The 18663-nt window shown below is 40.3% G+C and carries 17 protein-coding genes and 5 tRNA genes; all 22 read right to left on the reverse strand.

Going from position 1 to position 18663, the window contains the following annotated elements; all coding sequences use genetic code 11:
- Nucleotides 1-22 precede the first annotated feature (22 nt).
- The 22 genes from purN to AC6IZR_RS00685 all read right to left on the reverse strand — a co-directional run bounded on the left by purN (nucleotide 23) and on the right by AC6IZR_RS00685 (nucleotide 18661).
- On the reverse strand, nucleotides 23-577 hold the full coding sequence (gene purN / locus AC6IZR_RS00580; RefSeq protein WP_497848587.1) for a phosphoribosylglycinamide formyltransferase: 555 nt from the start codon (nucleotides 575-577) through the stop codon (nucleotides 23-25).
- Nucleotides 577-1599, reverse strand: a complete 1023-nt coding sequence (purM, locus tag AC6IZR_RS00585) for a phosphoribosylformylglycinamidine cyclo-ligase (protein ID WP_497848923.1) — start codon at nucleotides 1597-1599, stop codon at nucleotides 577-579. Before purM ends, purN begins: the two co-directional genes overlap by 1 nt.
- Complete coding sequence (locus AC6IZR_RS00590; RefSeq protein WP_497848588.1) at nucleotides 1589-2803, reverse strand: PDDEXK-like family protein; 1215 nt, start codon at nucleotides 2801-2803, stop codon at nucleotides 1589-1591. The genes purM and AC6IZR_RS00590 overlap by 11 nt, the downstream gene beginning before the upstream one ends.
- A 10-nt stretch (nucleotides 2804-2813) precedes the next feature.
- Nucleotides 2814-4253: an amidophosphoribosyltransferase gene (gene purF / locus AC6IZR_RS00595; protein ID WP_003015381.1), complete on the reverse strand. Its 1440-nt coding sequence runs from the start codon at nucleotides 4251-4253 to the stop codon at nucleotides 2814-2816.
- Between the two features lie 12 nt (nucleotides 4254-4265).
- The gene (locus tag AC6IZR_RS00600; protein WP_497848589.1) at nucleotides 4266-7991 is read right to left on the reverse strand and encodes a phosphoribosylformylglycinamidine synthase; all 3726 of its coding nucleotides are present in this window, start codon (nucleotides 7989-7991) and stop codon (nucleotides 4266-4268) included.
- Between the two features lie 211 nt (nucleotides 7992-8202).
- The gene (purC, locus tag AC6IZR_RS00605) at nucleotides 8203-8910 is read right to left on the reverse strand and encodes a phosphoribosylaminoimidazolesuccinocarboxamide synthase (protein WP_497848590.1); all 708 of its coding nucleotides are present in this window, start codon (nucleotides 8908-8910) and stop codon (nucleotides 8203-8205) included.
- 150 nt (nucleotides 8911-9060) lie between these two features.
- Complete coding sequence (locus AC6IZR_RS00610; protein WP_021154192.1) at nucleotides 9061-9309, reverse strand: acyl carrier protein; 249 nt, start codon at nucleotides 9307-9309, stop codon at nucleotides 9061-9063.
- Nucleotides 9310-9312: 3 nt separating this feature from the next.
- Nucleotides 9313-10308 (reverse strand): phosphate acyltransferase PlsX, encoded by a 996-nt coding sequence (gene plsX, locus AC6IZR_RS00615; RefSeq protein ID WP_049473290.1) that lies wholly within the window; start codon nucleotides 10306-10308, stop codon nucleotides 9313-9315.
- Nucleotides 10305-11084, reverse strand: a complete 780-nt coding sequence (gene recO / locus AC6IZR_RS00620; RefSeq protein WP_455238564.1) for a DNA repair protein RecO — start codon at nucleotides 11082-11084, stop codon at nucleotides 10305-10307. Before recO ends, plsX begins: the two co-directional genes overlap by 4 nt.
- Complete coding sequence (locus AC6IZR_RS00625) at nucleotides 11068-12249, reverse strand: pyridoxal phosphate-dependent aminotransferase (RefSeq protein WP_497848591.1); 1182 nt, start codon at nucleotides 12247-12249, stop codon at nucleotides 11068-11070. The genes recO and AC6IZR_RS00625 overlap by 17 nt, the downstream gene beginning before the upstream one ends.
- A gap of 155 nt (nucleotides 12250-12404) precedes the next feature.
- A complete protein-coding gene (gene srtB / locus AC6IZR_RS00630; protein ID WP_497848592.1) occupies nucleotides 12405-13253 on the reverse strand; it encodes a class B sortase, LPKTxAVK-specific in 849 nt (282 codons plus the stop codon).
- 88 nt (nucleotides 13254-13341) lie between these two features.
- The gene (gene abpA, locus AC6IZR_RS00635; protein WP_070586639.1) at nucleotides 13342-13944 is read right to left on the reverse strand and encodes an amylase-binding adhesin AbpA; all 603 of its coding nucleotides are present in this window, start codon (nucleotides 13942-13944) and stop codon (nucleotides 13342-13344) included.
- A 222-nt stretch (nucleotides 13945-14166) separates the two neighbouring features.
- On the reverse strand, nucleotides 14167-14307 hold the full coding sequence (locus tag AC6IZR_RS00640; protein ID WP_192835347.1) for a hypothetical protein: 141 nt from the start codon (nucleotides 14305-14307) through the stop codon (nucleotides 14167-14169).
- Between the two features lie 47 nt (nucleotides 14308-14354).
- Nucleotides 14355-15329 (reverse strand): ribose-phosphate diphosphokinase, encoded by a 975-nt coding sequence (locus AC6IZR_RS00645; RefSeq protein WP_021154183.1) that lies wholly within the window; start codon nucleotides 15327-15329, stop codon nucleotides 14355-14357.
- A gap of 178 nt (nucleotides 15330-15507) precedes the next feature.
- The gene (pcsB, locus tag AC6IZR_RS00650) at nucleotides 15508-16749 is read right to left on the reverse strand and encodes a peptidoglycan hydrolase PcsB (RefSeq protein ID WP_070586640.1); all 1242 of its coding nucleotides are present in this window, start codon (nucleotides 16747-16749) and stop codon (nucleotides 15508-15510) included.
- Nucleotides 16750-16842: 93 nt separating this feature from the next.
- A complete protein-coding gene (mreD, locus tag AC6IZR_RS00655; protein ID WP_070586641.1) occupies nucleotides 16843-17343 on the reverse strand; it encodes a rod shape-determining protein MreD in 501 nt (166 codons plus the stop codon).
- Nucleotide 17344: 1 nt separating this feature from the next.
- Nucleotides 17345-18163: a rod shape-determining protein MreC gene (mreC, locus tag AC6IZR_RS00660; protein WP_497848593.1), complete on the reverse strand. Its 819-nt coding sequence runs from the start codon at nucleotides 18161-18163 to the stop codon at nucleotides 17345-17347.
- Nucleotides 18164-18225: 62 nt separating this feature from the next.
- Nucleotides 18226-18313 (reverse strand) — tRNA-Ser (locus tag AC6IZR_RS00665).
- A 4-nt stretch (nucleotides 18314-18317) separates the two neighbouring features.
- A tRNA-Ile gene (locus tag AC6IZR_RS00670) sits at nucleotides 18318-18391 on the reverse strand.
- Nucleotides 18392-18424: 33 nt separating this feature from the next.
- A tRNA-Gly gene (locus AC6IZR_RS00675) sits at nucleotides 18425-18495 on the reverse strand.
- Between the two features lie 16 nt (nucleotides 18496-18511).
- A tRNA-Phe gene (locus tag AC6IZR_RS00680) sits at nucleotides 18512-18584 on the reverse strand.
- Between the two features lie 3 nt (nucleotides 18585-18587).
- A tRNA-Met gene (locus tag AC6IZR_RS00685) sits at nucleotides 18588-18661 on the reverse strand.
- Nucleotides 18662-18663 lie beyond the last annotated feature (2 nt).

Below are 18663 nucleotides of genomic sequence, written 5' to 3' on the forward strand. Positions count from 1 at the left end.
TTCTTTCCGATCAATGGCTTCCTTATTTCCGTACTACTCCCAAACGTTCCAAGACTTCTGGATAGAGCTTGTACTCTGTTTCGTGGATGCGCGTTTCGAAAGTATCAAGGGTATCCCCTTCAAGGCGTGGGACACGGACTTGTTTGATGACCTTACCGGTGTCCACACCCGAATCCACCCAGTGAATGGTCACACCGCTCTCAGCAACACCTGCATTCCAAGCATCCTCAATACCATGAGCACCTGGGAATTCAGGGAGATAAGCCGGGTGAATATTGATAATACGACCTTCATAAGCTGCTAGCAAGGTTGGTCCAACAATTTTCATATAACCCGCCAAGCAAACCAAGTCAATTTGGTGTTCATCCAAGAGGTGAACAAGCGCTTCTTCATAAGCTACTTTATTGTCAAATTCCTTGAGTTCAAAGGCATGACTAACCACACCAAGATTCTTGGCACGTTCTAAAACATAGGCATCCCGGTGGTCTGAAAAAACAAATTCTACTGGAAATTGTTCTGCAATCACCTGGAAGTTTGAGCCGTTGCCAGAGGCAAATACAGCAATCCTTTTAGCCATTATTTAATCACCACACTTGCGCCATCTTTCTTCACAATACGACCGATTTCATAAACAGGTTCGTCAAGAAGTTCTTTAACACGTTCCACATTTTCTGGTTTTACTGCAAGCATGAGACCAATCCCCATGTTGAAAATTTCAAACATTTCTTCATGTTTAATTTCACCATATTTTTCAAGAGCTTTGAAAATTGGAAGAACTGGGACTTTGCTTTCGTCAATTTCAGCAGCCAAGTCATCTGAGAACATACGTGGTACATTTTCGATGAAACCACCACCTGTGATGTGGGCAATTCCGTTGACCAATTCTTCTTTGATGAGTGGCAAAGCTGCTTTGACGTAGATACGAGTTGGTTCCAAAAGAACGTCTTTAAGTTTCTTCCCTTCCAATTCTGGGAGAACTTCTTCACCTGTGTAATCTGCAAAGACACGACGAACAAGTGAGTAACCATTTGAATGGATGCCGCTTGAAGCAAGTCCAAGAATCACATCACCTTCAGCTACTTTTGAACCGTCAATGATTTGAGATTTTTCTGCAACACCGACAGCAAACCCAGCCAAATCATAGTCATCTTCACCATACATGCCAGGCATTTCAGCTGTTTCCCCACCGATAAGGGCTGCACCAGCTTGCACACAACCTTCAGCAACACCAGCAACGACCTGTTCCAATTTAGCAGGTTCATTTTTACCAGTTGCAATATAGTCGAGGAAGTAAAGGGGCTCCGCACCTGCAGCGATGATATCATTAACACACATAGCGACACAATCTTGACCAATCGTATCATGTTTGTCGTACTTGATAGCTAGCATCAACTTGGTACCAACACCATCTGTACCTGAGATCAAAACAGGCTCTTTGACACCTGCTTTTGAAAGATCAAACATGCCACCGAAACCACCAAGAGCTCCCATGACACCAGCACGTTCCGTACGAGCAACGTGTTTTTTGATTCGTTCAACAACTTCATAACCCGCTTCAACATCCACACCCGATTGGGCATAAGCATTTTTAGACATAATTCTTCTCCTTTTGCTTTTCATTCCAAGTATCAATAAATACCTTTTCAAATTCATCTATTTGTTGAAGATTTTCTAATAGAAAGTCAATGAGGGTTTGAGTCGATTCTGATAACAATAAGTTTTCCTCTGAAGCATCAAAATTTAGAAATTTATTAGAAGTATTAAAGCCATACTTACTATATTTATCAATAGTCAAAAGTTTAAATTTCTGAGACTGCAAGTCTGTTAAATTTTTTTTACATATTGATAAATAAACATCTGCCTGAAAATTACTATATGTTATCTCATAAAAATAGGCTGAGCCTGTAGACCATTCCGAATCTTCCTCATTAACAACATTGTCAATAAAATTATCTAATCGTCTTGTTCTAAAGCGTAAAAAAGTTTTTGAACAATATTTTTCATCAAAAATTAAATTTCCCTGTGCATTCAGATAGTTTAAAACACCAACTAATTTTTCACGAAACATCTGAGTATCAGGTCTGTTTTCAAAAATAAGATCTAAAACTTCTTTATATTTAAAATAAATTTCAGCACTTAACTCTTTCAACTCTATATCATTCAAAATATTTCTCCTAATATTATCATTGTATTCTTTAAGAATATACGAAACTTTCTCGTTATCAATCTCTTCCAAATACAATTCTTCCAGTATATCTGAAATATCCTGATATGAAAGCAATCGCCAAAATTTCCTTTCCTCAACATCAGCATCTATTGGTGCATCTCCATTTGGTGTCAGATAGACATATATATTACGATAACCAACGTAAGAGTTTTCGATAAATGTCCTATATTTTCTCAACTGATTGTCATGGTCCGAAGTGAAAGTTTTATTTTCAATTACTAAATTGATTCGATGTTCTTTATTTGTATACAGAACATCAATATTATTTTTACTTTCTCTATATACCTCTGCTTTCGAGAAATCTTTTAATATTATTTCAGTTGCTTTAATTGTTGTAAAAGATATATTGTTATCAATCACTTTCATCAATATTTTTTTGAAAAACTTATCTTCCAAATTATGACTTTCTCTAGGATCAAGCAACCATGCTAAAATTCGACTATGACGAATTTCAGCACTAGATATACCTAATATTTCAAAGATATTAACACCCGTTAACCATCTTGAAAAATCTTTTTCAGAATTTCTTTCAAGGTATAGTAGAAACTCTGTGATTTTATTTTCTATTTCCACCATTGCCCCTCTCTTAATAGAAAGAAGTATGTTCTTTCAAACTTTCCACATAGCGTTCTTCGTAGTCATACAAAGGTGTTGGATATTTTCCATCAAAGTAAGCCACACAAAGACCGCCATTTGGGGCATCTGTATCGATTCCAATAGAATCAATCAAGCCATCGATTGACAAATACGTCAAGCTATCTGCACCAATGATATCGCGTGTTTCCTCTACTGTGTGATTGGCAGCAATCAATTCCTTACGTGTTTGAATATCGATCCCGTAGAAACATGGGTAGGCAAGGGCTGGGCTACCGATTGCTACGTGGACCTCTGTAGCTCCTGCTTCTTTCAATAATTTCACAATTCGACGTGATGTTGTCCCACGTACGATAGAATCATCGATCATGACAACCCGTTTGCCTTTCACGACACCGGATACGGCAGAGAGCTTCATCCGAACCCCTTGCTCCCGTAGTTCTTGTGTTGGTTGGATAAAGGTCCGTTGGGTATATTGATTTTTAATCAAGCCCATTTCATTTGGTAGGCCGGATTCTTCTGCAAATCCCATAGCTGCACTAAGTGAAGAGTTCGGTACACCGATCACAATATCTGCTTCATGTTTAAATTCACGTGCCAATTGAGCCCCCATACGTTTACGAGCTGTATGGACATTGACCCCTTGGATATTGGAGTCCGGGCGGGCAAAGTAGATATATTCCATCGAACAAACAGCCAATTGGGTGTCCGTTGTATAGTTGTCGTAAGTGATGCCGTTATCATCGATGATCACAACTTCACCCGGATTTACATCCCGAATCCACTCTGCGCCAACCACTTCAAAGGCACAGGTTTCAGAGGAAACTACGATGGCCCCATTAGCCATTTTCCCAATCGAAAGAGGACGGAAACCATTTGGATCCAAGGCCGCAATCAGCTTATCTTCCAGCATGAGAAGGTAAGCAAATCCACCTTTCACCGTATTCAAGGCTTCTTTCACCTTACCCATGAAAGATGGGTTGTGGCTCCGACGAATCAAGTGCGCCAATATTTCTGAATCAGATGTTGAGCTAAAGATCGCCCCGTTATTTTCCAACTCCCGTTTGAGGGACTTGGCATTGGTCAAATTCCCGTTGTGGGCAAGTCCAAACTGCGTATCATGAAAGCGAAAGAGGAAGGGCTGGATGTTATCCACCGAAGCTTCCCCAGCTGTCGCATAGCGAACATGGCCAATCGCTCCCGTTCCTGTCAACTTATCCAAGTTAGTAGGATTTCGAAATACTTCTGAGAGAAGACCCGTATCACGATACCGTTTTAATTGACCCGCATCATTCGAAAGGATCCCCGCCCCTTCTTGACCACGGTGTTGAAGACTGTGTAATCCGAAATAAGTCAGTTTTGCAGCATCTGGGTGTCCCCAGATCCCAAAAATACCACATTCTTCATTAAGAGATTTAACTTCGTATGTCATTTTGTATACCTTTTATTTTCCAGTAAAGTATTGAACCGCTGACGCAAAGAGGTGTTGGTCTTTATTTCCTGGAATATTTTGGAAGAGACCGTCTTCGAAACGTTCTGAGTGACCCATCTTACCAATAATTTGACCGTTCTTACTTGTGATACCTTCGATCGCATTGACAGAACCATTTGGATTGTATTTAGAATCCATGCTTGGTTTACCTTCGAAGTCAACATATTGGGTAAAGATTTGACCATTGTCGCGAAGCTCTGCAAACTCCTCAGCTGTCACGACAAATTTACCTTCACCGTGTGATACTGGGATGGCATGAATGTCACCAACTTTCACGCCGGCAAGCCATGGTGAGTTCGTGTTGGCAATCCGTGTTTCCACCATCTTAGCCACGTGTTGGTTGGCATCATTGTAGAAGAGGGTTGGACTCGTGCTGCTTGCATCTTCAAAGTTACCGTATGGAAGAAGACCTGATTTAACAAGAGCTTGGAATCCATTACAGATACCGATAATCAAACCACCGCGTTCGATGAAATGATCGATAGCTGCACGCACTTTTTCATTGAGCAAGATGTTCACGATAAATTTAGCCGATCCATCTGGTTCATCCGCTGCTGAGAATCCACCTGCAAAGAAGATAATGTTGGCTTTTTCAATATTGTCAACCATGGTGTCAACAGACTTGACAATCGCTTCTTCGTTGAGTGTAACAAATGGTACCAGGTTAACTTTGGCACCTTCTTTTTCAAAGGCCTTAGCTGAATCGTACTCAGAGTTAGTACCTGGGAATACTGGGATGTAAACCACTGGTGTCTCAACTGTTTCTTTAGCTTTAATCACAGCATCTGATGCCACAGCTGGTACTTCTTCCAACTCAGTTGCTTGTGCAAATTCCGTTGGATAAACCTCTTCCAATTTACCTTGGAAGGCACTGTCAAGTTTGTGTCCATCAAGCGTTACACCATTGACAGTAAGTGTAAAGTCAGCTACTGTTTGTCCAATCTTGGCAATATCTGTAATTTCTTCAGGCGATGTGAAGACGAATCCACCCAATTGGGCTGTCAAGCTAGTGTCAAGATCATCTAATTCAACGTTTGCTCCGATATGGTTACCAAATGTTGCAAGGGCAAGAGCTTCAACCACACCACCATATTTAACAGCTGATGCAGCTGTCACTTTGTGGTTAGCTTGGATGGCTTCAAACTGAGCAAAGTTAGATTTAATAAGATCAAAGTCAATTTCTTGTGCCAAAGCTTGGCCAGGAATGTAGTAAATATTTTCACCAGCAGCTTTAAATTCTGGAGAAAGAACCTTACGGCTATCTGCAGTTGTTACCCCAAAAGCAACCAAGGTTGGTGGTACTGTCAATTCTTCAAAGGTACCAGACATAGAGTCTTTCCCACCGATAGATGGCAAACCAAGTTGAATCTGAGCTTCGATTGATCCAAGGAGAGCTGATACTGGTTGACCAAAACGCTCTGCTTGTTTATCCATACGCTCGAAATATTCTTGATAAGAGAAACGAGCCTTAGACCAGTTTGCACCAGCAGCAACCAAACGAGCTGTTGCTTCGATGACTGCATAGGCAGCGCCATGATATGGAGACCATTCTGCTACATAAGGGTTGAATCCTTGCGCCATAACAGAAGCAGTTGTTGTCACGCCATGTTGGACTGGCAATTTCTGTACAGAAGCTTCCGTTGGTGTGATTTGGTAGCGACCACCGAGTGGGTGATTAACTGTTGAACGACCAACTGAGCTATCAAAGATAGTTTGTAAACCTTTTTGACTGGCATGGTTCAGGTCAGCCAAGACTTCAAGAGTATCCGCTTCAAGGGTTTCAGCAGATGTTTGACGTTCTTCTGGAAGCTTGACATCCTTGTCAACCACCTTAGCATCTACAACCACACGCACACCATTTGTATCAAGGAAACGACGTTCCAAATCAACGATGGTTTCACCATTCCAGTGCATGACAAGATTTGGTTTTTCAGTCACTGTCGCAACGACAACAGCATCAATATTTTCTTTATTACATTCAGCAACGAAGGCATCTACATCTTCTGGACGGACCACGACAGCCATCCGTTCTTGAGATTCAGAGATGGCAATTTCTGTACCATTCAAACCTTGGTATTTCAATGGCACTTTGTCTAGATCAATTTCAAGACCATCTGCCAATTCACCGATAGCCACACAGACACCACCAGCACCAAAGTCATTTGATTTCTTGATCAGACGTGTCACTTCCCCATTACGGAAAAGACGTTGAATCTTCCGTTCTTCGATGGCATTCCCTTTTTGAACCTCAGCACCAGCTGTTTCAACAGATTCAACCGTTTGAACTTTAGAAGAGCCTGTCGCTCCACCAACACCGTCACGTCCAGTCTTACCACCGAGCAAGATAATTACGTCACCTGCTTCAGGTTTCTCACGGACAACATTTTCCTTAGGAGCCGCACCGACAACTGCACCTAGCTCCATACGCTTAGCAACGAAACCTGGGTGGAAGTATTCACGAACATAAGTTGTTGCAAGACCAATTTGGTTACCATATGAAGAATAACCGTGAGCCGCTGTTTTAGAAATCACTTGTTGTGGCAATTTACCAGCGCGAGTTTCTGAAATTGGAGCTGTAATATCACCAGCACCTGAGATACGCATGGCTTGGTAAACGTAGGAACGCCCTGACAATGGGTCACGAATGGCACCACCGATACAAGTTGCCGCTCCACCAAATGGTTCGATCTCCGTTGGGTGGTTGTGCGTTTCGTTCTTGAACATGAGAAGCCATGGTTCTTTGACACCATTGACATCCACTTCAATTTCAACAGAGCAGGCATTGATTTCATCAGACACTTCCATGTCATCCAAACGACCATTTGCACGCTCATAACGGCCAAAAATAGTCGCCATATCCATCAAAGTTTGAGGTTTTTCTGTACGTCCCAACTCATCACGCATGGCAATATACTTGTCATAAGTCGCTTGCAATTGTTTTTCAAATTTAGAAGCTGAGAAGTCGATGTTTTTCAACTCAGTCTCGAAAGTTGTATGACGGCAGTGGTCAGACCAGTAAGTATCCAAAACCTTCAACTCAGTCTCAGTTGGCACCCGTCCAATGGATTTGAAGTAATCTTGAATGAAGAGAAGGTCATCCACTTCCATGGCCAATCCTTGCTCAGCCTTATACTGTGCAAAATCTTCTGCCGTATAAGTTTCAAAGAAATCCAAGCTTGGAATAGTCTTGTCAGACTCAGAGAAATCCTGTTTCGCAATGCCAACAGTGATATCTTTGAAACGAGAATCCACTGGGTTCAAAAGGTAGTTTTTAACAGCTTCCAACTCATTCGCATCGATATCCCTGTTAACCAAGTACAATTGCGCTGTATTCACTGTTACGTCATTTGAACTACCAAGCAAAAGCAAAGCTTCTTGTGAAGATGCCGCACGTTGGTCAAATTGACCCGGCAAACTTTCAATCGCAAAGAAAGCATATTTCTCAAGATCAGCTTGAACTTCAGCTTCATCCAAAACAGTATCGGTCACTTGCTCAGAGAAGATATGTTTTTCCGCACGCGCAAACAAGTCCTCTGCCAAACCAAAAACATCGTAAACCTGAACAATCCGAAGATCCTTCAAGGTTTTCAACTGAAGATTATGCTTTAATTCTTTTACTAAAGACTGAGATTTCACACGAAAATCAGCTTTTTTCTCAACGAAAATACGTTTATCCATTTTATTTCCTTTATCTATTTCTACTTAAAGATTGTAGTGAAGACCAAGTATTCTATTTGTAAAAGGCTACTTCAATCCTTGTAATTTTTCCAATACAACTTCATAAACATCTGTCAAGCTACCAAGATCACGACGGAGTGAAAAGGTCTAGTAGACCTTTTCAGCCTGAGTCCTTTTACTTGAAAGACGAAGGTTTTCCGTTTCAAAAAGATTACTTCAACCCTTGCAATTTTTCCAATACAACTTCATAAACATCTGTCAAACTGCCCAAGTCCCTACGGAAGACATCCTTGTCCATATGGTGCCCTTCAGCATCCCAAAGGCGGCAGTTATCTGGTGAAAATTCATCTGCCAAGATAATTTTGCCATCCTTATCAAAACCAAATTCCAATTTGAAGTCAATCAAGCGAAGACCAATTTGTGCAAACCAATCCTTCAGCAATTCATTGATACGACGCGTTTCTTCCTTGATATAGGCAATTTGTTCGTCGTTAGCAATATCCAAAAACTTCACATGCTCGTCATTGATAAATGGGTCATCCAAATCATCGTTCTTATAGTAAAATTCAACGATTGGAGTTTTTAAGTCCAAACCTTCTTCAACGCCAAAACGTTTTGAGAAAGAACCCGCCGTCACGTTACGAAGAACAACCTCCAAAGGAATAATTTTCACTTTCTTGTTGAGTTGTTCAGTATCAGAAATACGTTCGATAAAGTGAGTCTCTACTCCCGCAGCATTCAATTTTTCAAAAATAAGAGACGAAATCTGATTATTTAGCACACCTTTTCCTTTAATCGTCTCTTTACGAGCCCCATTTAGCATGGTTGCTTGGTCCTTATAGACCGACTTAATCACATGTTCGTCCTCAGTAGTATAGATATCCTTAGCTTTTCCAGTATAAATCAGTTGATTGGTCATGACTTTGTTCGCCTTTCGTATTTTATCACCTTCATTCTATCACATACAAAGTGTATTTTCAATAAAATTCCGTACAATATAAGCAGAATCCGAATAAAAAGGACAGAAAAAAAGATCATCCAGAATAATCTCTGAACGATCCCTTTTTCATTAGTGACCAGCAGTTCGTTTTTCGATATAGTCGACAACATCCCCTACTGTGTTAAATTCATCAATAGCCTTGTCCGGAATCTCAATTTGGTATTCATCCTCAAGATTGATAATAAATTCCATCAATTCAACAGAATCCGCCTGTAAATCCTTACGTAAGTCAGATTCCAAAGATACTTGAAAGTCTGGACCCTTGCGATCTTTGAGAAATTCCTCAATTGTAACTAAAATTTCGTTTTGTTTACTCATACATTACCCTTCCTTCGATAATTCCTTCACTGATTTTCCAACAACATCTGTCTCTAACATGGTCCGAATCTGACGAATCGTGCTATAGACAGCTTTGGCATCACTCGAACCATGCGTTTTAACAACAGGTGCTTGAAGACCAAACAAGACAGCCCCTCCAACATCTGAGAAATCTAAGGTTTGTTTCAATGATTTCAAACGGTCCTTGAGCAGAAAAGCTCCCAATTTCGCCTTCCAGTTTCCAGTGGCAATCGCTTGTTTCAATTGCTTCAAGATTCCAAAAGCCGTTCCTTCCATCGTTTTCAAAACAGCGTTTCCCGTGAAACCATCCGCCACAACGACATCAGCAACGCCATCCATCAAGTCACGCGCTTCCACGTTTCCAACAAAATGAATTGACTCATCCTCAGATAACAATTGGTAGGTTTCCTTGCGCAAAGGATCTCCCTTACTAGCTTCTGTCCCATTGTTCAATAGACCCACGCGCGGTTTTTGAATCCCACGAACATTTTCAGCATAATAGGATCCCATCACAGCATACTGATGCAAGTGCTCTGGTGTATTTTCCGCATTTGCCCCTAAGTCTAGCATATCATAGCCACGACCATCAACCGTTGGAAGTGTCGACATCAAGCCAGGGCGTTCCACCCCTTTGATGCGGCCAACGATAAAGAAACCAGCCGCCAATAGCGCACCTGTATTTCCTGCAGATAGCATTGCATCGACCTTACCATCCTTCACATCCTTGGCAGCTAAGACCATCGAAGCCTGTTTTTTCCGACGAATGGCCCGCGTTGGCTCATCATCTGAATCGATTTTTTCTTCCGTATGCACAATCGATACACGTTCTGTTGCGGTTAAATAGTCTTTGATTTTTGCCTCATCGCCATATAAGACAATCTCAATATCATCAAAATCACGAATGGCTTGATTCACGCCTTCAACCAAGGCTTGAGGTGCATTATCGCCCCCCATTGCATCTACTGCAATTTTTTTCATGTTTCACCTCCAGATGAATCTTTCATAATCGCTCCCCAATCACTCAAGGAATCGATAAACTTTTTAGCTTTTAAATGGATCCCTACATACTCCTCATACAACTGATCGATTGCCTGACGTAGAGCTGCTTTCATCTCTGCTTGTAGGGAGATCGTCTCTAACTCACTGAATCGTACTGCTTGAAACTGATCCAATAAATAGAGAACATTCGGATGCCAGTGAGCGCGTCTCTCATCCTGATCATAATGATCCGGACAAAGGACCCCACTATAGCGAAAAGAGTAATCAAAAGGAAGACCAACCCGATGACAGAAACAGCATTCATGCAGATTCAAGATAACTCCAAATCGTGATAGAATCTGAATCTCAAAAATATTGGTCAAAACCTCATAATCCAGTCCCTCTTCCATCAAAGACAAGGTCTTTTCCAAAAAAGCAAACAGGGCTGGATCCGCCTGATTATCCTGAATACTGGCATCCGCAAGCGCCAGAACATAGGTCGCATAAGAAAGGGCAAAAAGATCTGCATTGATTTTCTTATAAACCTGCACATCTTGAAAATCATCAATATAACTCAACCCATCATCATTGATTTTCAACAACATATCTGCCGTTACCAATGGTTGCAACATGGGATTCAACCGTGATTTTCCCGCATGTTTCACAAAAAACATCCGCTTCCCTGACTTCTCTGTGAAGATTTTGACCAGCTTGTCATCCTCACGAAACTCCCGATTATACAGGACAATTCCCCGGGTCTCAATTGACTCCAGCATGTTCTTCCATATACTCCTTCAAGCGTTTCATTGCTTCCTTGATAACCTCCATGCTGGCTGCATACGACAAACGCACATAGCCTTCACCATATTGACCAAAAGCAGCACCAGGAATGAAAGCAACTGCTTTTTCACGCGCAAAATCCTGTAAGAAAGCAAAGGAATCTTGATTATAAGCAACTGGGATTTTAGCAAAAATATAAAAGGCTCCATCTGGCTTAATAATCTCAAACCCAAGCGCGGACATCTGTTCGATAATATAATCCCGACGCTTCACATATTCCTTCTTCATTGGCTCCGCATCATCCCGACCTTCCGTCAAAGCTTCGATCGCAGCATACTGGTTCATGGTTCCAGCAGCCGTTACCAAATACTGATGGCTCTTGATGAGTTGGGCCGTCAATGCAGCAGGCGCAAAGATAAAGCCAAGCCGCCAACCTGTCATGGCATGAGACTTAGATAAGCCATTAATGACAATGGTCTGCTCAGGAATGAAGGAGGCCATAGAGACATGCGCTTCTCCAGTATAAGTCAGCTCTGAATAGACTTCATCACAAATCACAAAGACTTCATATTTTTTTAAGACAGCAGCCAATTCCGCCATCTGTTCGCGCGAATAAGTAACACCCGTTGGATTAGCTGGATAATTGAGAATAACAGCCTTCAATTTTTCACCCTGCTCTAGAATCGCCTTTTCCAACTTTTCAGGAGTCAAGACAAAACGATCTGCTGTCGTATCAATTTCGACAATCTCCGCCCCAACCAAATTCACAATGGGTTCATAACCAGGATAAGCTGGCGCCGGAAGAAGGACTACATCTCCAGGTTCCAAGATTGCTGTCAAGGTTGCAGACAGGGCTTCTGTTGCACCGATCGTCACCAATATCTCATCTTCAGGACGGTAGTGAATACCATACTTATCCGCCACAAACTGACTCGCAGCCTCACGCAAAGCCAGCAAACCACTCATCCCAGTGTAATGGCTAAAATTCGCATCAATGGCAGCCTTTCCTGCTTCTTTTACATGTTCAGGAGTTGTAAAATCCGGTTCCCCCAAAGTCAAACGCAAGACACCAGGAATGGAAGAAATTGATTGATCGAACTGACGAATCAAAGATACTTCAATCCGATTCAGATTTTTATTAAAACGTTTCGTTAAGTCCATAGAACACCTCCAAAAACACTTATATTCATTATACTATAAATAGGACCCCATCGCAAAAGAACAAGCAAGATCCCCACCTTTTGCTTACCACCAAAGGACATTTCAAAAATCCTTCCATGCAAAAAAGACTTAGCAATGCTAAGTCTTTCAAGTCATTATTGTTGGCCACGTGTTGCCACATATTTCAATTGATCTGCATGCTTCGCCACAAAATCCTTCATTTCTGAATCAGGAATTTGACGGAGGTAGAGGTTGGAACGAATGGTTTCATCCTCTTCACGACAAGTTGACAATACTAAATACTTATCAGATGCTTTGATCTTGATATTAGGATTCTTCGTACGAGCTGACTCATAGATATTCTTCAACTGAGTGGTGAAATCTTTATCATCTGTAAAGCTTGTACGGTAGAAAGCAGTGTCCTCTGGGACAATGACCAATCCCATCGCTTCATAGTAATATTTCCGCTCTGGTGTCTCAATCACAACATACGGATGTTGATCGAAAAATTCTTGCGTATCGTAGAAGTTGACATCGTTAAACATGCGGTGGTCGCCAACCTTACTACCACGAGCATGACCAAACAACCAAGTCAAACGATCACTGAAGTCTTTCTTGTTATCCATATCCATGAAGACTGTCCCCATGTATGGCTCATTCCCACCATCGAAAGTTTTATTCAGATAGGTTTCGTTGTCCTTTGTTTGCACAACAGGTTCATCCAACTCCGTACCCGGTGCGTAGACATAAGCAATTGCTTCAGGATTAACAGCAGTTAACTGAGCAAAACGATTTTTCAGGTAATCTTTTTCTTCTTGACTAGGTTCATATTTGGCTGCTTGCTTAGTTGAACTTGTTCCAGTTGTCTTTTTAGCCGTACTAGATGACTTACTTCCTCCAAAAGGATTAAAGAAAATAAATCCAGCAACAAGCACAACAACTGCAACAAGAGCAGCAATCACAACACCTAATTTAGTTGAACTTTTTTCCCCAGCTCTTTTCATTGATTGATCTCCTCTTGATGATTTTTTCTAAAAAATAACACTGAACCCGAAGGTCCAGTGATATTTTACGAGCTAATTAATAATCAAATTATTTAGCTGCGCTTGTTTTTGGAAGAGCTTTACCAGCTTGTTTTGAACCAGCTTTACCAGCTTCTGCTTTTTTAGCTGCTTCTTCAGCTTTAGCTGCGTCTGCTTTAGCTGCGTCTGCTTTAGCTTGTTCTGGATTGATTCCATGTTCTTTCAAGTAACGAGCATTCTTTTGTTCTGGAGTTTCATTCAAAATGTAGAAGTTTCCTTCTTTTTTAGAAGCTGTATTCCATTTCTTTTGAAGCTCTTGAACATATTTGTTACGAACGTTGTTACGAGCAGTGTTCAACGCTGATTCATAAGCTTCTTTCTTTTCAGTGTAAAGGTGTGATCCGCCTTCAACTGCATCAAGTGCAGATTTAGCTGCAACTACTGCTGGATCTTGAGCTGCTTCAGCATCGATATCTTCAGCATGTTGTGCAAGATATTCATTTACTTTATCAGCATTTACAAATTCTGTTTGAAGTTCGTATGCTTGACGTGAATCATAAGCACCTGGAAGATTAGTTCCACCATTTACTGCTGGGTTATCATTTGCAAATGCTGGCGCTGCTGCTGCAAAGACTGCAAGGGCTGCTACTGATGATAATAAAACTTTTTTCATTGTTTTATCTCCTTTTTTCTTTTCAAAAATTATTCGTTACTTCGTAACTATGACTAGTATACTAGGATATTCTTCCCATGTCAAGACTTTTTCTTTAAAATTTTAAAAAAAATTTAAGGTTTTGACCTATTTGAAAGATGAAATTACGAATTCGTAACATTTCTAAATAAATTTTATTTTTGTAAACATTTTCAATAAAACTTCATTTTTTCTAAACGAATCCTATTTCACAACTCCATTTTTAGGCAGTCGTTTCTTGGGCAAACTAGGATCAGCCTTTGCTTCTAGTTCTTTAGCTGCTTGAACCAGTTTTTTCCGTTCCTTTTCTTTTTTTAGATCTTGCCACCATTTTCTGATTTTCATTTGTATTCCTCCTAAACAAAAGAGGCTGGTCTCCAGCCTCCTTATTGTTAACATTTTTTGGCATTTCCGATTTCAAACAGAGGGGAAAGAGGACGATTTTCGTGAATGCGAACAATAGCCTCTGCAAGAAGTTTCGCAATCGAAATTTGCTCAATCTTATCAATCAATCGATCTTCCGGTAGATAAATCGTATCCAACACCACCAACTTCTTAATGGCTGATTTTTGGATGTTGTCCATCGCTGGTCCTGATAAAACAGGGTGAGTACAGCTCGCATAAACTTCAACAGCACCTGCTTCTGCAAGGGCATCCGCGGCATGACAGATTGTACCAGCTGTATCAATCATATCATCAATCAAAATACAAGTCTTGCCTTCAACACTCCCAATGATATTCATCACTTCACTCGTATTCATCTTATCGACACTTCGACGTTTATCAATAATCGCAATCGGTGTCTTCAAAAATTCAGCTAATTTCCGAGCACGAGTCACACCACCATGGTCTGGACTGACAACAACATAGTCTTTCCCAATCATCCCGCGACGTTCAAAATAGTCGGCGATCAAAGGCGCACCCATCAAGTGGTCAACAGGAATATCAAAGAAACCTTGAATTTGTGCGGCGTGCAAATCAATTGTCAACAGACGATCAACTCCAGCAACCTCAAGCATATTGGCTACCAACTTAGAAGTGATTGGTTCACGAGCTCGAGCTTTCCGGTCTTGACGAGCATAGCCGTAATATGGCATCACCACATTAATGGATTGCGCACTAGCCCGTTTCAACGCATCTACCATAATCAAAATTTCCATTAGATTATCGTTAACCGGTGAGCTAGTGGATTGCAAAATATAAACATCTTTCCCACGGATTGATTCTTCAATATTAACCTGAATTTCTCCATCAGAAAATTGACGAACCGTTGACTTTCCAAGCGGTAGTCCCATTTCTCGAGACACACGTTGAGCCAATTCTTGATTTGACGACAAAGCAAAGAGCATTAAATCAGAAAATGACATGATTTCCTCCAGTAAAATCTAAAACCATATTGTACAGTCAGCACAAATTTCTCCTGTAATCATTTTATCGCTTTTTAAGCAAATATTCAAATATTAATTTATGGAAATTACAAAATCTATCACTACCTAAATTCTCTCAAAAAAGAAGCAGAACAAATGTTCTGCTTCAGTGTAATTCTTAGTTTGGATAGATATAAGTAACAGTACCTTGTGCTGTTGTTGGGTTAAACCAACCTCGGTAGTTCCCAATACTACGGATACCATTATAGTTAGACTCAGAAACTTGGATGCTTGTTGTAGATTGAACAGCTGTAACAACTGCTACGTGTCCATATCCACCATCATTCCAACATGCAATGGCACCAACTTGTGGTTGAGATCCTGTACGGAATCCTGCTGCTGCTGCACTTGCTGCCCATTGTCCACCATTACCCCAGTAATCACCTGCCCATGGAGCCAATGTCTTCGCACCCCATGTACATTCACCAACTGGATAAGATGATGCAGATGTACTATAAGTTGGACGAGAAGTAGTTGCTACTGGTGCAGCTGCTGCTTGAGTTTGAACAGCAGGTTGAGCTGCTGCTTGAGTTTGTGCAGCCGCTGGTGTTGCAGCAGGTGTTTGAGCCGCTGCCTGAACTTGTGCTTGAAGAGTTGTATTAGCAGAAGCTTTTACAGCTGCTTGTTGTTCTTTTTGTTTTGCACGGTAAGCTGCTTCAGCTGCTGCCGCCGCTGCTGCTGCTTTTTCAGCTTCAGCTTTTTGTTGCAACAAAGCATTCTTTTCGTTTTCAGCAGTTGATTTTTCAGCAGCTAAGTTCAATTGTGCTACTTTCAACTCAGCTTCTTTTGTTGACAAAGCTTGCGCATCATCTTCTAATTGCTGTTTGTTTGCAATGACAGTGTTGATTGCGTCGTTGTTTTCTTTTTGTTTTTGTGCAATATCTTCTTTATCACGTTTTTGCTCTTGCAACATTTTGTTGTTAGCATCTGCAATTTCATTCATAGCAGAAATACGTGAGATAGCTTCTGTCAAAGATCCAGAGCTAACAATCGCATTAATATAGCTTGTTGCAGTACCAGTTGTTTGAGCGCTACGTGCTTGATTTGCAAGTGATTCTTGACGAGCAACAATATTTTTTGACAACTCATCGATCTCAGCTGACAATCGTTCAGACTCTTCATTCAAACGGTCATTTTCAGCTTGAAGATTTTCTTGTTGTTTTTTAATTTCAGATACTTGACCTTGAATTTGATCTACCTGAGCTTGTGCACTTTGTTGTTGTTGATTAATACTATTGATTTTGTTATCTTGAGCAGCAATCTTATCATCTGTTGAATCAGCTGATACACCAGCTACGACAGCACCTTGTGATAAAGCAACTGTACTCAATAAGATTGTGGCAAATAATTTTTTCTTCATTAGATAAATTTTCCCTTTCTAATAAGACACTAACTAGTATAACAAATTTTTTAAAAATTTATATTACGCTATTGTTACATTTTTATTTCGAGTTTATAAATAAATCTTTTCAAGTAAAGGCTGTAATACTATTAATAGAAGCACATTCAAAATTAAACTTGGAAAAATTTGGTAAATAATTAGTGTAATCCAGTTAAATTTTATGCCGATAAAAAGAATCAAAAGAAGATTTGTTAAAATCTGAAATAATAGAATCGTTAGTAAAAATGTAAAAAAACGAGTCAATCGATTGACCAAAATAATCTGATTACACCGATAAAAAATCACCTGTAGTATAGGAAATACTAGGAATGCAATTCCTAGAGTGTGTAAAAAATACACATCAAAACAAAAACCAAAGAAGACTCCCCACCAAATACTAGCTATCTCAGAGAAATAGAGACTCAATAACATAAAACCATATAGAAATAAAAATGAAGTAGGTTCAAAGGAGTTTGGACAGAAACGAGAAATAAGAAAAGAGATCTGCCCGTCAACAAATAAAGATAAGAATAAGATTAAAGGGAAAAAATGGTACTTACGTATGACTTTCACACTACTCTCCGATCAATAGTACATAACGATTAACATCTAAATTAGCCTTTGGTTTCACACGAATTTCTTGACCTAACTGATCAGATGCCTTTTGAGTAGAAGTCACTGTACCAAGAGGTAAGTCACTACTCTTATATTTTCCTAAACCACTTGTTGAAACCAGAGATCCTTTTTTAATTTCAACTGGATCTCCAATTTGCAACAACCGAAACTCACCTGTCTTCTCGTCATAACCATTTAATAAAGCAAAAATAGATTGACCTTGACTCTCAATTTTAAACGTCAGGTGTTGTGAAGAAATAGTATCTTCGACTAATAATTTCACTTTGCTAGAATTTTTCTCTATACTTTCTACCACACCAATGACGCCACCAGACGAAAGGACAAACATAGAATCAGAAATTCCATCTGAACTACCTTTATCAATAACAAATTCCTGATCCCACGAACCATAATTACGGTCAATAATCTCACTAACGACTTGTTTAGAACCCGATAAAGAATTCTTGATTGATACCAAATCCTTTAATTCTCTATTTTCTGATTCCAAACGTTTAAGTTTTGACTGGTCAATATCCTTTTGATAAAGACGTGATTTTAACGAACGGTTTTCATCATTTAATTCAGATAAATTCTTTAAATCCTTTGCCTTAGATTCCACAACAACAAATGGTACCGATACTGCCTTATCAACAATAGCTAATATATCAGAAGATTTTAAAACAATCGAAGTTCTAACAGATGGAAAAAGAAATAAAATTCCTGAAACAGTTAAAACAAACACAAAACTAAAAATTTTAAAGAATCGATTCAAGAACATAGACAAAACCTTCAAAAATATAAAAAATAGTTTGAGATGACATCTCAAACTTCGAAATTATACGGAGAATGGGGGATTCGAACCCCCGCGCCAGTTACCCGACCTAACGATTTAGCAAACCGTCCTCTTCAGCCTCTTGAGTAATTCTCCAAAATGGGCACGAGTGGACTCGAACCACCGACCTCACGCTTATCAGGCGTGCGCTCTAACCACCTGAGCTACGCGCCCAAGTTAAAAACTTGGTAATGAACTTATGTTCAAAGCGGGTGACGAGAATCGAACTCGCGACAACAGCTTGGAAGGCTGTAGTTTTACCACTAAACTACACCCGCTTATTATTAAAAGAAATGGCGCGAGACGGAATCGAACCGCCGACACATGGAGCTTCAATCCATTGCTCTACCAACTGAGCTACCGAGCCAAATTGCGGGAGCAGGATTTGAACCTACGACCTTCGGGTTATGAGCCCGACGAGCTACCGAGCTGCTCCATCCCGCGTT

The sequence above is a fragment of the Streptococcus mobilis genome (genome assembly GCF_059727625.1).

Excerpts from the sequence above, each read along its gene's own strand:
- purN (WP_497848587.1), bottom strand. The coding sequence starts at position 577 with ATGGCTAAAAGGATTGCTGTATTTGCCTCTGGCAACGGCTCAAACTTC.
- AC6IZR_RS00590 (WP_497848588.1), bottom strand. The coding sequence starts at position 2,803 with ATGGTGGAAATAGAAAATAAAATCACAGAGTTTCTACTATACCTTGAA.
- purF (WP_003015381.1), bottom strand. The coding sequence starts at position 4,253 with ATGACATACGAAGTTAAATCTCTTAATGAAGAATGTGGTATTTTTGGG.
- AC6IZR_RS00600 (WP_497848589.1), bottom strand. The coding sequence starts at position 7,991 with ATGGATAAACGTATTTTCGTTGAGAAAAAAGCTGATTTTCGTGTGAAA.
- purC (WP_497848590.1), bottom strand. The coding sequence starts at position 8,910 with ATGACCAATCAACTGATTTATACTGGAAAAGCTAAGGATATCTATACT.
- AC6IZR_RS00610 (WP_021154192.1), bottom strand. The coding sequence starts at position 9,309 with ATGAGTAAACAAAACGAAATTTTAGTTACAATTGAGGAATTTCTCAAA.
- plsX (WP_049473290.1), bottom strand. The coding sequence starts at position 10,308 with ATGAAAAAAATTGCAGTAGATGCAATGGGGGGCGATAATGCACCTCAA.
- recO (WP_455238564.1), bottom strand. The coding sequence starts at position 11,084 with ATGCTGGAGTCAATTGAGACCCGGGGAATTGTCCTGTATAATCGGGAG.
- AC6IZR_RS00625 (WP_497848591.1), bottom strand. The coding sequence starts at position 12,249 with ATGGACTTAACGAAACGTTTTAATAAAAATCTGAATCGGATTGAAGTA.
- srtB (WP_497848592.1), bottom strand. The coding sequence starts at position 13,253 with ATGAAAAGAGCTGGGGAAAAAAGTTCAACTAAATTAGGTGTTGTGATT.
- abpA (WP_070586639.1), bottom strand. The coding sequence starts at position 13,944 with ATGAAAAAAGTTTTATTATCATCAGTAGCAGCCCTTGCAGTCTTTGCA.
- AC6IZR_RS00640 (WP_192835347.1), bottom strand. The coding sequence starts at position 14,307 with ATGAAAATCAGAAAATGGTGGCAAGATCTAAAAAAAGAAAAGGAACGG.
- AC6IZR_RS00645 (WP_021154183.1), bottom strand. The coding sequence starts at position 15,329 with ATGTCATTTTCTGATTTAATGCTCTTTGCTTTGTCGTCAAATCAAGAA.
- pcsB (WP_070586640.1), bottom strand. The coding sequence starts at position 16,749 with ATGAAGAAAAAATTATTTGCCACAATCTTATTGAGTACAGTTGCTTTA.
- mreC (WP_497848593.1), bottom strand. The coding sequence starts at position 18,163 with ATGTTCTTGAATCGATTCTTTAAAATTTTTAGTTTTGTGTTTGTTTTA.